This is a genomic window from Kitasatospora aureofaciens (genome assembly GCF_019192735.1).
GTDB lineage: Bacteria > Actinomycetota > Actinomycetes > Streptomycetales > Streptomycetaceae > Kitasatospora > Kitasatospora aureofaciens_A.
In genome coordinates this window covers 1-13629 of record NZ_JAHTKP010000039.1, presented here as the reverse complement: position 1 = coordinate 13629, position 13629 = coordinate 1, and the positions used below count along the sequence as shown (strand labels likewise).

The window sequence follows — 13629 nt, the reverse complement described above, 5'->3', positions numbered from 1 at the left end:
TCTGAGCCTCCCTCACCGCACGACGATCGTGAGCCGCGATGACGACGACCTCGCCCCAGGCCACCGACCGCACCGACCCCGTGCACACCCAACTCCAGTACCAGCTGGCGCTGTTCGCCCGCCGGATGGAACAGGTCCGGACCTCCGACGGCGTCGGCGCGCTGGACCGGGCCGCCTACCTGCTGCTCGACCGCCTGGAGCGGCACGGGCCCGCCATCGTCAAGGCACTGGCCGACGCGCTCGGCGTCGACTCCTCCACGGTGACCAGACAGGTCGCCCCGCTGGTCGCGGCCGGGCTGGTCGGCCGGGTCCAGGACCCGGCCGACCGCCGCGCCGTCCGCCTCGCGCTGACCCCGGTCGGCGCCCACCGCCTCGCCGAAGTCCGGGACGGGCGGGCTGAGTTGACCCGCCGCCTGGTGGCCGGCTGGCACCCCGAGGAGCAGCACGCGTTCTGCACCCTGCTGGCCCGCTTCAACCTCGCGATGGAGTCATACACGGCCGACCGGCAGGGTCAACAGCCCTAGCCCAGCGCCTGCTTGAGGTCGGCAAGCAGGTCGTCGATCGACTCGATGCCGACCGACACGCGCACCAGGTCGCCCGGGACCTCCAGCGGCGAGCCCGCCGCCGAGGCGTGGGTCATCCGGCCCGGGTGCTCGATCAGCGACTCCACGCCGCCCAGCGACTCGCCGAGGGTGAACAGCTGCGCACGGTTGCAGACCTCGACCGCCGCCTCCTCGCCGCCCGCGACCCGGAACGACACCATGCCGCCGAATGCCTTCATCTGCTTGGCCGCGATGTCGTGGCCGGGGTGCCCGGGCAGGCCCGGGTAGAGCACCTGGCTGACCTTGGGGTGGCCCGCCAGCAGCTCGGCGACCTTCTCCGCGTTGGAGCTGTGCCGGTCCATCCGGACGCCCAGCGTCTTGATGCCGCGCAGCACCAGCCAGGCGTCGAACGGGCCGGAGACGGCGCCCATCGCGTTCTGGTGGTACGCGACCTCCTCGCCGAGGGCCGCGTCGGCCAGCACCAGCGCACCGCCGACGACGTCCGAGTGGCCGCCCATGTACTTGGTGGTGGAGTGCACGACGGCGTCCGCGCCGAACGAGATCGGCTGCTGCAGGTACGGGCTGGCGAAGGTGTTGTCGACCACCAGCAGCGCGCCGGCGCCGTGCGCGATCTCGGCGAGCGCGGCCAGGTCGGTGATGCCCAGCAGCGGGTTGGACGGCGTCTCCACCCACACCGCGCGGGTGTTGGGCCGCAGCGCGGCGCGGACGGTCTCCAGGTCCTGGGTGTTGGCGACGGAGAACTCGACGCCCCAGCGGGTCAGCACCTTGGCGAAGAGCCGGAAGGTGCCGCCGTAGGCGTCGTTGGGGATCACGATGTGGTCGCCCGGCTTGAGGATGGTGCGCAGCAGGGTGTCCTCGGCGGCCAGTCCGGAGGCGAAGGCGAGGCCGCGGGCGCCGCCCTCCAGCGCCGCGAGGCACTCCTCCAGCGCGGTGCGGGTCGGGTTGGCGCTGCGGCTGTACTCGTAACCGCCCCGCAGGCCGCCCACCCCGTCCTGCTTGTAGGTGGACACCTGGTAGATCGGCGTGACGACGGCCCCGGTCTGGGGGTCTGCTTCCTGACCCGCGTGGATGGCGAGGGTCTCGAAGCCCTGGGGAAGCTGGTGCTCGGTCATGGTCCGAGCGTAGTGGTCGTACGCCCGGGCGCCCGCCGGAACAGCAGGACGGAATCCGCGGGCGGCCCCCCGCGTTGAACCCTGGGCAACCCTCCCTACCCCGATGGAGCAGGCCGTGCTGTTCAACCGCCACAAGACCTCGCTCGTCCCCGCCGACCAGGCGCTGCCCGGCCGGGAAGCGCCGCCCTTCACCCTGCGCGAACCGCACACCGTGCTCGGCCACCCACTCACCGGCCCGTACCCGGAGGGGCTGGAGGTGGCCGACTTCGGGCTGGGTTGCTTCTGGGGCGCCGAGCGGACGTTCTGGCGCCTGCCCGGCGTCTGGACGACGCTGGTCGGCTACCAGGGCGGCCACACCCCGAACCCGACGTACGAGGAGGTGTGCAGCGGGCTGACCGGGCACACCGAGGCGGTCCGGGTGGTGTTCGACCCGGCGGTGACCTCCTACGAGCGGCTGCTGAAGACCTTCTGGGAGGCGCACGACCCGACCCAGGGCAATCGCCAGGGCAACGACGTGGGCACCCAGTACCGCTCGGCGGTCTACACCCACTCCCCCGCCCAGGCCGCCGCCGCGACCGCCACCCGGGACGCCTTCCAGCCGGCCCTGACCGCCCTCGGCCTCGGCGCGATCACCACCGAGATCGCCCCGGCCGGCCCCTTCTACCCGGCCGAGCCGTACCACCAGCAGTACCTGTCCGACGCCAAGAACCCCAACGGCTACTGCGGCCTCGGCGGCACCGGCGCCTCCTGCCCGATCGGGGTGGCCCGTACCCAGGGCTGACCGGGGGCCGGCCACCCAAAGTGACCGCTCCCCGGGCCGGGCGCAGACTGGAGGCACCGGCGGGGCGGCCCGGCCACCGTTCGGTGGCCGGGCCGCCCTCGTGGAGAGGAGTGCGCCATGTCCGGTCTCGTCCGCAAGAACTTCGACGACCCCGAGGAAGTCCGCCCCTTCGAAGAGGGCATGGGGGAGCTGCGCCTGGTCAACCTGGACGCGGGCCCGGTGGGCCGGGCCGTGTTCCAGCCGGGCTGGCAGTGGTCCAAACACGTCAAGCCGATCGCCAGGACCGACAGTTGCGAGGCCGCCCACCTGGGGTACGTGATCTCGGGCCGGATGAAGATCGTCATGGACGACGGCCAGGAGGCCGAGTTCGGCCCCGGCGACTTCATGATCTGCCCGCCCGGGCACGACGCCTGGATCCTGGGTGACGAGCCCTGTGTCGTCGTCGACTGGCAGGGGTTCGCCGACTACGCGAAGAGGTGAACCGGCCCGATCAGAGCGTGCGCGCCGAACTCGGCGTCCTGTCGCTGTGTCTGCTCGCGTTTCACACCCACCTGACTCCTCGGACGGACCGCGAGGTTCGGTCCGCCCGAGGAGTGTTTTCAGCTGGCGGCGTCAGATCGCGCTGCCGGCCTTCCACTCGGCCCAGCCGAGGTTCCAGCCGTTCAGGCCGTTGGCCGGGTCGACGGTCTTGTCACCGGAGTTCACGACCTCGACGACGTCGCCGATCATCGAGCTCTTGTAGAACTTGTAGCCGTCCGTGCCGGAGTCCTGCGCGCCCTTGGCGTCCTGCAGGCCGACGCAGCCGTGGCTGGTGTTCTGGCTGCCGAAGATCGACGTCGACGACCAGTAGTTGCCGTGGATGAAGGTGCCCGAGGTGGTGAGCCGCTGGGCGTGCGGCACGTCGGCGATGTCGTACTCACTGCCGAGGTTGACGGTCTGCGAGTTCATCCGGGTCTGCTCGTACTGCTCGGAGATGACCATCTTGCCGCCCCACGTGGTGTGGTCGGGCGCCCCGCCGGAGATCTTGTACACGGCGCTGACCTGACCGTCCGTGGTGACGGTGAGCTTCTTGGCGCCGAGGTCGGCGACGGTGGTCTGGGCGCGGCCGATGGTGAAGCGCACGTCCTTGGACTGGGTGCCGTACACGCCCTTGGCGCCTTCGACGTCCTTGAGCCGGAGCTTGAGGGTGACCTTGGTGCCCTTCGCCCAGTACTCCTGCGGCCGGAAGTCGAGGCGCGTGCTGGAGAACCAGTGCCCGACTATCTCGACGCCCGGCTCGGCCGTCACGGTGATCGCCTGCTGGACGGCCTTGCGGTCGGTGATCGGCTTGCTGAAGTTGATGGAGACCGGCATGCCGACGCCGACGGTCGAGCCGTCCTCGGGGGTGAAGTAGCCCACGAAGGTGTTGGCCGGGGTGGCGGTGGTGAAGACGGCGTTGGCGTCCGCCTCCAGCTTGTCCTTGTCCAGAGCGGTGGCGGCGACGGTGTACTTGGTACCGCTGACCGGCGCGGCGGCGGAGGTCCAGCTGGTGCCGTCGGCGGCGAGCTGGCCGGCCAGCTCCTTGCCGGTGGAGTCGGCGACCTTGACGGTGCCCAGGGTGCCGCCGGTGACGGTGACCTTGACCGGGTCGCTGAAGCTGGCGGCGGCCGTCCCGTCGGCGGGGGTGACGGTGATCACGGCGGCCGAGGTCTTCGGCGCGCTGCTGCCGCCGGAGCCCGGGGTGCCGCTGCCCGAACCGCCCGAGCCGCCGGAGCCGCCCGCGTCGGCGCTCTTGGTGTCGTTGCAGGCCGCCAGCAGGAGGACGGGGGCACCGATCAGGCCCGCGAGTACGCCGCGCCGGCTCCAGTTCCCCCCGGCCGACCGGCCCTGACCGTCGCGTGCCGTCACGTCGCGTTCTCCCTGCTGATCATCCCGGGCATATACGGATACAGAAACGCAATATGCCCGTTCACGGTTCCATCACCGAAGAGTAAGCGATCGTATGAGATGACCCAACTTCCCATGGAATAGGGACAAAACGCCCGGCCTGCACTGGCAGACCGGGCGTTTCCGCAGCCGAAATCCGTGGTTACTCGGCGGACTCGTCCACCGTGTACTCGTCCCATTCCTCGCTGTCCGGGTCGAACTCGGTCTGCGCCGACTCCCAGGTCGCCGAGGCGAGCTCGATGCCCGGCACGTCGCCGAGCAGCGCCACCGGGTCGATGAAGTGAGCGAGCGAACCCGACGGGTCCACCTCGATGGCCTCGACGGACTGAGCGCGCTCCTCGTCGTCGAGGTACTCGTCGTCGGCCACCTGCCGCAGGGCCGCCTCCTTCAGGGCGCCCTCGTCGGTGATCTCCGCGATGAGCTCGATCTTGAGCCGGACGTAGCGCGGTGCGTCCTGGCCGGTCGTTTCAGTGCTGGTCATGCGTGCGAGCGTACGGGACGGGCCGGTCCCTCGGAGAAGGACCGGCCCGCCCGCTCTCCGCCTGGGCTCCCCCACCCGGGAGCCGCGGAGACGCGCCCTGCGGCGCGGTGGTTGCCGCGGGAGCCGCCTCCCCCTGTCGACCGGCCGGAGCCGGACAGGGGCGGGACGACGGCGCCTCCCGCGGTAGGCCCCCTCCGATCCGATACCGGTCGGGGAGGGCGGACACGGCGGCCGGGTCAGGGCCGCCCGACGTGTCCGGAGCCGACCGCTACCGCCGGGGAGCCGCTCCCGGACGGTGACTGTCGCCTCGCTCGGCGTCTTGCCGTTGACCACCACGATGCCGGAGCGTTGTTAACCCCGTGCTGCGGACAGGTGACGCCGGTGTACCACTTCGCCCGTGCACGAATCCTTCACATCCGCCCTGCGGGCCAAGTGCGGTGACACCACGTCAGTGCGCGGCGCGGCCGGTGAGGAAGCCCAGCAGGTCCTGGCGGGTGACGATGCCCTGCGGCTTGCCCTCCACCAGCACCACCGCGGCGTCGGCCTTCTCCAGAACGGTCATCAGGTTGGTGACCGTCTCGCCCGAGCCGACCACCGGCAGCGGCTTGGACATCACCTTGTCCAGCGTGTCGGTCAGCTCGATCTCCTTCGCGAAGATGCCCTCCAGCAGCAGCTTCTCGACCACCGAGCCGATCACCTCGCCGGCCATGATGTCCGGGTGCCCGGCCCCCGGAGAGACCACCGGCATCTGCGAGACGCCGTACTCGCGCAGCACCCGGACCGCCTCGGCAACCGTCTCGTTGGGGTGCATGTGGACGAACTGCGGGATGCCGCCCTGCTCGATGGCCTCCTTGCGGACCAGCACCTCGCCGATGTGCGCCTCGTCCGTGGACGAGGGCAGGAAGCCGTAGTCGGCCATCCAGTCGTCGTTGAAGATCTTCGACAGGTAGCCGCGGCCGCCGTCCGGCAGCAGCACCACGACGACGTCGTCCGGGCCGAGCTTGCGGGCCGCCTCCAGCGCGGCCACCACGGCCATGCCGCAGGAGCCGCCGACCAGCAGGCCCTCCTCCTTGGCCAGGCGGCGGGTCATCTGGAACGAGTCCTTGTCGGAGACGGCGATGATCTCGTCCGCGACGTTGCGGTCGTAGGCGGTGGGCCAGAAGTCCTCACCGACGCCCTCGACCAGGTACGGCCGGCCGGTGCCGCCCGAGTAGACCGAGCCCTCCGGGTCGGCGCCGATCACCTTGACCTTGCCGCCGGAGACCTCCTTCAGGTAGTTGCCGGTGCCGGAGATTGTGCCGCCGGTGCCGACACCCGCCACGAAGTGGGTGATCTTCCCGTCGGTCTGCTCCCACAGCTCCGGGCCGGTGGAGTGGTAGTGCGAGGCCGGGTTCTCCGGGTTGGAGTACTGGTCCGGCTTCCAGGCGTTCGGGGTCTCACGGACCAGGCGGTCGGAGACGTTGTAGTACGAGTCCGGGTGCTCCGGGGCGACGGCGGTCGGGCAGACGACCACCTCGGCGCCGTACGCGCGCAGGGTGTTGATCTTGTCGGTGGACACCTTGTCGGGACAGACGAAGATGCACTTGTAGCCCTTCTGCTGGGCCACGATCGCCAGGCCGACACCGGTGTTGCCGGAGGTCGGCTCGACGATCGTGCCGCCCGGCTTGAGGGCACCCGAGGCCTCGGCGGCCTCGATCATGCGCATCGCGATGCGGTCCTTCACCGAGCCGCCGGGGTTGAAGTACTCGACCTTCGCCAGCACCGTCGCGCTGATGCCCTCGGTGACCTTGTTCAGCTTGACCAGTGGCGTGTTGCCGACCAGGTCGATGATCGAGTTGTGGTACCGCACGGGGGTCCTCCCGGTCTGTGGGCATGCGAGTGCTTTCGGTACTGCAAAGCCTAGGGCGTGCCGCCCACCCCAGCCCGCCCTTCCGCCCCACCCGCACCACACCGACCCCGCGCAGCGGCCCCACCCCCGCCCCACCAATCGGCCCACCCCACCGGTAGCCCCGGCCTCCGCGCGGGTAGGAGGGGTGTGCAGCATTTCCGTGGCCCCGGAGGGGGCGGCACGAGGACGCGAAGGGGGCACCGGATGCCAGGGGCACAGGACTCGCGGGCCCGAGTGGCCCGCCGGATCGCCACCGCGGCGGCGTACGGCGGCGGCGGGCTCGGCCTGATCGGCGTCGGCCTGGTCGGCCTGCTGCTGACCGAGAGCAGACTCGCCGTCCAGGCCATCGGCGTCCTGGACGGCGACCCGCCAAAAGCCAACGGCGTCTACGGCGAGGCCTTCGCCGACGTCTCCGCCGCCCCGCAGCCGCCGCTCGTGCTCGCGGTCCTGGGCGACTCCACCGGCGCCGGCCTCGGTGTGCTGCGCTCCCGCGAGACCCCCGGCGCGCTGCTCGCCGCCGGCCTCGCCTCGGTGGCCGAGCGCCCGGTCCGGCTGGTGAACGTGGCCCGCTCCGGCGGCCGGTCCGCCGATCTCTCGGGCCAGCTGGAGCAGGCCCTGCCGCACCACCCCGACATCGCCGTCATCATGGTCGGCGCCAACGACGTGACCCGCCACAGCCCGGCCCAGCTGGCCGTCCGCCAGCTCGGCGAGGCGGTGGCGGCGCTGCGGGCGAACGGCTGCGAGGTGGTGGTCGGCACCTGCCCGGATCTCGGGACGATCAAGCCGGTGCGCCCGCCGCTGCGCTGGGTGGCCCGCCGGCTCAGCCGCCAGCTGGCCGCCGCGCAGACCATCGCCGTGGTGGAGGCGGGCGGCCGGACGGTCTCCCTGGGCTCACTGCTGGGCCCGGAGTTCGCGGCGCGTCCGGAGATGTTCGCCGCCGACCGCTACCACCCCTCGGCCCAGGGCTACGCGACCGCCGCGATGGCCGTCCTGCCGTCGCTGTGCGCCGCGCTGGGCCTGTGGCCGGAGGAGGAGCGGCCGGCCGGGCCGGTGCCGGGCGAGACGGTCCTGCCGGTGGCGATGGCCGCGGCCGCCGCGGCGAGCCGGGCGGGTACCGAGGTGGCGGGGGTCGAGGCCGAGGGTGCGACCCGCCGCTGGGCGCTGCTGCGCCACCGCCTGCGGATCGGCCTGCCGGCCCTGTGGGCGGCCGAGGGCCCCATCGAAGGACCTGCCGAGGGACCCTTGGAGGGACCCACCAAGGAGGCCCCCACCGCTCCCGGGAACACGTCGGCCAGCTCACACGCTGCCACGGGTGACGCCTGATCTACCAGGCGGTAACTTTCCTCCCGGACGCCAGTCCGCCGTCACTCAGCGAGGAGCCCGCCATGCCCGAAGCCGTCATCGTCAGCGCCGCCCGTTCGCCGATCGGCCGGGCGTTCAAGGGCTCGCTCAAGGACGTCCGCCCGGACGACCTGACCGCCCACATCATCCAGGCCGCGCTCGCCAAGGTGCCGCAGCTCGACCCGCGCGAGATCGACGACCTGATGCTGGGCTGCGGCCTGCCCGGCGGCGAGCAGGGCCACAACCTGGCCCGCATCGTGGCCGTCCAGATGGGCATGGACTACCTGCCCGGCGCGACCATCACCCGCTACTGCTCGTCCTCGCTGCAGACCACGCGGATGGCGCTGCACGCGATCAAGGCCGGCGAGGGCGACGTCTTCATCTCGGCCGGCGTGGAGACCGTCTCGCGCAGCATCCACGGCACCTCGGACGGCATGCCGGGCACCATGAACCCGCTCTTCGACGAGGCGGTGGCCCGCACCGCCCGCCGCGCCGAGGAGGGCGGCGGAGAGTGGCACGACCCGCGCGAGGACGGCCTGCTGCCGGACGCCTACATCGCGATGGGCCAGACCGCCGAGAACCTGGCCGCGCTCAAGGGCATCACCCGCGCCGAGCAGGACGAGTTCGGCGTCCGCTCGCAGAACCTCGCCGAGGCCGCCATCAAGGCCGGCTTCTGGGAGCGCGAGATCACCCCGGTGACGCTCCCGGACGGCACCGTGGTCAGCACGGACGACGGCCCGCGCGCCGGCGTCACGCTGGAGGGCGTGTCGGGCCTGAAGCCGGTGTTCCGCCCGGACGGCACGGTGACCGCGGGTAACTGCTGCCCGCTGAACGACGGCGCCGCCGCGCTGGTCATCATGTCCGACACCAAGGCCCGCGAGCTGGGCATCACCCCGCTCGCCCGGGTGGTCTCCACCGGCGTCAGCGCGCTCTCCCCCGAGATCATGGGCTACGGCCCGGTCGAGGCCTCCAAGCAGGCGCTGCGGCGGGCCGGCCTGTCCATCGGCGACATCGACCTGGTCGAGATCAACGAGGCCTTCGCCGCCCAGGTCATCCCCTCCTACCGGGACCTCGGCATCGACCTGGACCGGCTGAACGTCAACGGCGGCGCGATCGCGGTCGGCCACCCCTTCGGCATGACCGGCGCCCGGATCACCACCACGCTGATCAACTCCCTGCAGTGGCACGACAAGCAGTTCGGTCTGGAGACCATGTGCGTCGGCGGCGGCCAGGGCATGGCGATGGTCATCGAGCGCCTCAGCTGACCCCTCCCCCACCCCCCGCCGCACTCCGCGTCAAGCCCCAAGGGTCTGGACCACCCATTTGGAGTGACGCAGAGTAATTGAGGGCCGGATCACACCGCGAGGTCGATCCGGCCCTCATTCCTTTCGTTTTCGGCCCGGAAATCGACAGTGCGGAGCGGATCAACTCCGCAGCGTAGAACGGTGTTACCTAACAATTTGAGGACAAGAGCGAAAGTCCCGGACAAATTAGACATTCGTCACTGCGGTAACACCCCCGCATGCGGCAGTGTGGACACGTAACCCCGTTCCGCTCCTCGCTAGGAGTACGTTCCGTGAGCGCCGTCTACACCATCCTGCTGCTGATCCTGATCACCGTGTCGACCGCCGTACTGCTCCACCTCCGCGGACTCTCCCGCCGGCTGGACGCGCAGGCCGCGGCCCGGACCGTGCCCGCGCCGGTCGACGAGGCCGCGATACGCCGGGCCGTCGCCGAGGCGCTCGCCGCCGACCGCGAGCGGGAGATCACCGAGGCCCGGGCGTTCTGGGCCGAGCAGGAGGCCCGCGCGGCCGAGGACGCGCCACTGTTCGACTCCCCGTTCGCCGGCGTGTTCGCCGGCACCGAGGAATGGCCGGTGTTCTTCCCGCGTCCGACCGGCCCGCAGGACGCCGCCGACAACGCCGGGACGATGGACCCGGAATTCGGCGAGGCGCTGCGCTCCGCGCTGGAGGACCTGATCAGCGAGGGCGGCGCCGCGGCCGAGCCCGGCCCCGAGGGCGGCGCGCCGCTGCGCTCCGGCCACCCGGCCGCCGGCCCCGCCGCCGAGCCGGCCGGCGACGCCCGGGCCCGCCGCGAGGCCGACCTGCTGGCCACCGGCCTGGAGGCCGGGCTGCTGGACGCCGAACCGGCCGTCGAGGACGCCCCGGTCGCCGCGCCCGACCCGCGCCGCCACCCCTCGCACCCCGACTTCGTGCCCAGCCAGGCGCCGTCCCGCGAGTGGACCGACACCCGGCTGGCCACCCTCGCCGATGAGGGCGTCGCGCTGATCGACGTCCGCCCGGGCCCGCTGGGCACCCTGGACGTGTACGCCTTCGCCGACGGCACCACGCTGTGCGTGGCCCCGGGCGACCGGGAGGCCGCCTACCGGCTGATCGACGCGGTCCGGGCCGGTGAGCACGTCCGGCTGCTCGGCGGCTCGCGCTTCTCCGGCTCGTACTCGCTGACCTTCTCCACCGCCGAGGAGGCCGTCTACGTGCTCGCCGACCGGGTGGTCGCCAGCATCTGACGACCGCTCACCAGCGCCGCGCCGAAGGCCGCCCGGGTCAAGGGGTTACCGACCCGGGCGGCCTTCGGCCTGTCCGGACGGGGCTACGCGCAGAGCGCGGCCGTCTCGCCGATCGCCGCCACCGCCCCGGCCAGCACCGCGGGCGCGTCGGCGGGCCCGCCCAGCGCCTCCGGCAGCGCCACCTCGGTGCCCTCCGGCAGGGCCGCCAGCGCGACCGCCAGGTCGTGCCCGGCAACGGCGAGCTGGTCCCCCACCGCGAAGGCCCCGGCGTCCGGGAACTCCCGCTCCGGCCCGCCCTCCACCGCCAGCCCCAGCGCGGCCAGCCGCCGCGCCAGCGCCAGCGCGGCCGCCGCCCGCGACCCGTGTCCGGGCACGGCGCCCAGCAGCTTGCTCTGCGGCAGCGAGCGGAAACGATCCGCCAGTGCGTCGACGGCTTCGACCAGGGGCTGTACGTCATGCATGCAGAGGAGCCTACGGGCCCTACGCCGCCGGGCCCCCGGAGCGGTCTCGCTCCGGGGGCCCGGCGGCAGTGGGTACGGCGGGGACGTCCCGATCGGGCGATCAGTCGTCGCCGCGCAGGATCGCGATCAGGCGCAGCATCTCGACGTAGATCCAGACCAGCGACAGGGTGAGCCCGAAGGCGGCCCGCCAGGCCTCCTTCTGCGGCGCGCCCTCGGCGATGGCCTCCTCGATGGCGGCGAAGTCCAGCGAGAGGAAGAAGGCGCCGAGGCCGATGCCGATCAGGCCGACCACGATGCCCAGCGGGCCGGAGCGCAGACCGAGGTCGGCGCCGAACATCGCCGCGATGGCGTTGATCGCCAGCAGCAGCACGAAGCCCATCGCGATCGCGATGCCGATCCGCGTGTAGCGCGGGGTGACCCGGATCCGGCCGCTCTTGTAGGCGAACAGCATCGCCGCGAAGACCGCCGCCGTGCCCAGCACCGCCTGGATCGCGATGCCCGGCCAGATGGTGTTGAAGGCGTGCGTCACCGCGCCGAGCGCGAAGCCCTCCAGGCCGGCGTACAGCAGGATCAGCGGCGGGCTGACACTCCGCTTGAAGGAGACCACCAGGCCGACGACGAAGGCCACCAGGCTGGCGGCGATCGCGAAGCCGAAGTTCTTGAACGGCAGCGCGAACCAGGCCACCGCGCCGGCGGCGACCAGGGTCAGGAGCGTCATGGCGGTCCGCGCGACCACGTCGTCGAGCGTCATCCGCCCGGTGGCGAGCGGGCCGGCCGACGGCCCGTTGTACATCGCGTACAGCTGCTCGTCGGTCAGCGGGCCCTGGCCCTGCGGCTGCTGGGCGTAGGGGCTTCCCGCGTAGGGGTTGTTGCCGTAGGGGCCCCCGGCCTGCGGGGCCGTTCCGAACCCCGCGTAGCCGGGCTCGCGGGTGAAGGACCCCTCCCGCGAGAAGACCGGGTTGCTGCTTCTCATTGCTCATTCCCTCCGTGGCGGCACTGCACCGCCCCGCACCAGGGTAATGGCTTGGCAAAAGTTCCGGGATACGCCGCGAGGAGGATCTGCCGGCGGGCTCCCGGCGGGGACGCCGTCGGCGCCCCCGCGAGTCGAGCGGTGCCCGGAGCCGGACTCGAACCGTAGCCGTCCCCCTGTCTGACCTGGGACGATGCTGTGACCAGCAAGAATTTCCCCGAATCTTCCCGCTTCACCCCGCATCATGCCGTACTTTCCCGCCGTTCTGTTCCCGTGGGAACACGCTCGGGAACGCCCCCCGAACGTTGGACACCGCGGCACGGCCACCCGCACGGACGCCCCGTCACGCCGCCGCCAGCGCCGGCGAACCGGCGCACGGACCGACCAACGCCCGCAGAGGGACAGGACCCTCGTCGCCAATTAGCCCAGCCCGCTGCGGGCCGGTCCTACCGGGCCGCACGGCCGGGCGGATCCACGCCGCGCCCCGCACACCCGACCCCTGGCCCCCTCACCTGCGAAAGGGACCATGCCCATGCCCGCTCCCGGCGCGATCCTCAACCCCAGCGCCCTGCTTCTCACCACGGGCGCCGCCCCAAGCGAAGCACCCGCGCTGCCTGCCTGCGATCGTGGAAGTTCCGGCCCGGACGCGTGTTATCGGATAGATACCCGCCGGGCTGCTCCCTCCGGGTGGCGGCGCGGTTCGGGGCTGCGACTGGCCGGGCAGAGCCTCCGGCATGAGGACTCCCTCGACCAGTCGCTGCCGCCGTCGCCGCCCGGCCGCGCCTTGCTCGCACGCCCCCGCTGCTTCGATCCGCGCCCCGAAGGCGCCGGCCCAGGAAAGGCCTGGCGGAGGGTCCTGCCGGGCCTGGACCAGTGAGCACCTGTCCCCAGCCGGGATGATCGTCCGGACGACTTTGCACGAGCCCGCCCGCCCGGCCTGGCCCCGGACGCGAACCGGGCGCCCCGGCCTGCCAGCTCGGGAAGCCGGGTTCGCGTCCGGAGCCAGGGTGGTGCGCCGCGGCATCCACGCCGGCCGCGTCTGGTGACGTGACGGGCGTGGAATGCGTCTGGCTGTTGCCAGGCAGCGCTCTCCTGTCCGTGGCGCTCGGGGCGGCCTTGACTGTCCTTGGGTGGCGCGCCGTCCAGTTGTCAGGCGAGGAAGCGCTGGCCTGTGCCGCGAGGGAGATCGGGCCTGCGGGCAAGCTGGTCCTCATCGCGGATGCCCAAGGACGGCTTCCGGATCCCCGGGCGGCCCTGGTCGGCCGCCCGCGTCCGCTTGTCGTCGCTGTGAGCGCGGGAGGCCCATTCTCCGTTCTGGCCGACTTTGTGGAGCGTCGGGTCGCCACAGCGGTGTTGGACGCCGATCAGCCCTTCACCGACCTCGTCGCGGGTCTGGATCGGCTACTGCGGCGGTCTGTGGCTGCTCATGACTCGGCTCGCCTGGTCGCCGTGCTCCGGGAGCGTGAGCAGGAAGCACGACGGTTCTCCGCCCTGACCCCCCGTGAGCAACATGTGCTGTGCGCGTTGCTCGCCGGCCGATCGGCGGCCGAGATCGCTGGGGAGGACCAGATCTCACTGC

At 72.2% G+C, this 13629-nt stretch carries 13 protein-coding genes; 7 read left to right on the top strand and 6 right to left on the bottom strand.

What is annotated here, in order from left to right:
• The first annotated feature begins 38 nt into the window (after positions 1-38).
• Positions 39-524: a MarR family winged helix-turn-helix transcriptional regulator gene (locus KV557_RS28905; protein WP_218204472.1), complete on the top strand. Its 486-nt coding sequence runs from the start codon at positions 39-41 to the stop codon at positions 522-524.
• Here the strand turns inward: KV557_RS28905 and KV557_RS28900 are convergent.
• Positions 521-1675 (bottom strand): cystathionine gamma-synthase, encoded by a 1155-nt coding sequence (locus KV557_RS28900; protein WP_218204471.1) that lies wholly within the window; start codon positions 1673-1675, stop codon positions 521-523. The two genes, KV557_RS28905 and KV557_RS28900, sit on opposite strands and share 4 nt — an antisense overlap.
• Positions 1676-1790: 115 nt before the next feature.
• Here KV557_RS28900 and msrA point away from each other — a divergent pair, with 115 nt between their 5' ends.
• Both msrA and KV557_RS28890 read left to right on the top strand, forming a co-directional pair.
• Complete coding sequence (msrA, locus tag KV557_RS28895) at positions 1791-2456, top strand: peptide-methionine (S)-S-oxide reductase MsrA (protein ID WP_218204528.1); 666 nt, start codon at positions 1791-1793, stop codon at positions 2454-2456.
• Positions 2457-2573: 117 nt separating this feature from the next.
• Entirely contained in the window at positions 2574-2936 is a 363-nt protein-coding gene (locus tag KV557_RS28890; protein WP_218204470.1) for a cupin domain-containing protein, read from the top strand.
• 132 nt (positions 2937-3068) lie between these two features.
• Here KV557_RS28890 and KV557_RS28885 read toward each other — a convergent pair whose 3' ends face one another.
• From KV557_RS28885 to KV557_RS28875, 3 genes are all read right to left on the bottom strand, one after another.
• Positions 3069-4343, bottom strand: a complete 1275-nt coding sequence (locus tag KV557_RS28885) for a L,D-transpeptidase (protein ID WP_218204469.1) — start codon at positions 4341-4343, stop codon at positions 3069-3071.
• Positions 4344-4524: 181 nt separating this feature from the next.
• Entirely contained in the window at positions 4525-4863 is a 339-nt protein-coding gene (locus KV557_RS28880; protein ID WP_218204468.1) for a hypothetical protein, read from the bottom strand.
• A gap of 448 nt (positions 4864-5311) precedes the next feature.
• Positions 5312-6712 carry a cystathionine beta-synthase gene (locus tag KV557_RS28875; protein WP_218204467.1) on the bottom strand — a complete coding sequence of 467 codons (1401 nt, stop codon included), beginning with the start codon at positions 6710-6712 and terminating at the stop codon, positions 5312-5314.
• A gap of 243 nt (positions 6713-6955) precedes the next feature.
• Here KV557_RS28875 and KV557_RS28870 point away from each other — a divergent pair, with 243 nt between their 5' ends.
• From KV557_RS28870 to KV557_RS28860, 3 genes are all read left to right on the top strand, one after another.
• On the top strand, positions 6956-8074 hold the full coding sequence (locus tag KV557_RS28870) for an SGNH/GDSL hydrolase family protein (RefSeq protein WP_218204466.1): 1119 nt from the start codon (positions 6956-6958) through the stop codon (positions 8072-8074).
• A 62-nt stretch (positions 8075-8136) separates the two neighbouring features.
• A complete protein-coding gene (locus tag KV557_RS28865) occupies positions 8137-9357 on the top strand; it encodes an acetyl-CoA C-acetyltransferase (RefSeq protein ID WP_218204465.1) in 1221 nt (406 codons plus the stop codon).
• Between the two features lie 311 nt (positions 9358-9668).
• Positions 9669-10619: a hypothetical protein gene (locus KV557_RS28860; RefSeq protein WP_308130128.1), complete on the top strand. Its 951-nt coding sequence runs from the start codon at positions 9669-9671 to the stop codon at positions 10617-10619.
• A gap of 83 nt (positions 10620-10702) precedes the next feature.
• On the opposite strand, the gene KV557_RS28855 is transcribed toward KV557_RS28860, so the two are convergent.
• Positions 10703-11080: a hypothetical protein gene (locus KV557_RS28855; RefSeq protein WP_218204464.1), complete on the bottom strand. Its 378-nt coding sequence runs from the start codon at positions 11078-11080 to the stop codon at positions 10703-10705.
• Positions 11081-11180: 100 nt separating this feature from the next.
• Positions 11181-12053, bottom strand: coding sequence for a Bax inhibitor-1/YccA family protein (locus KV557_RS28850; protein WP_218204463.1), 873 nt, complete (start codon positions 12051-12053; stop codon positions 11181-11183).
• Positions 12054-13106: 1053 nt separating this feature from the next.
• Here KV557_RS28850 and KV557_RS28845 point away from each other — a divergent pair.
• Positions 13107-13629 (top strand): hypothetical protein (locus KV557_RS28845; protein ID WP_218204462.1); only part of this gene is annotated, 523 nt, incomplete at its 3' end.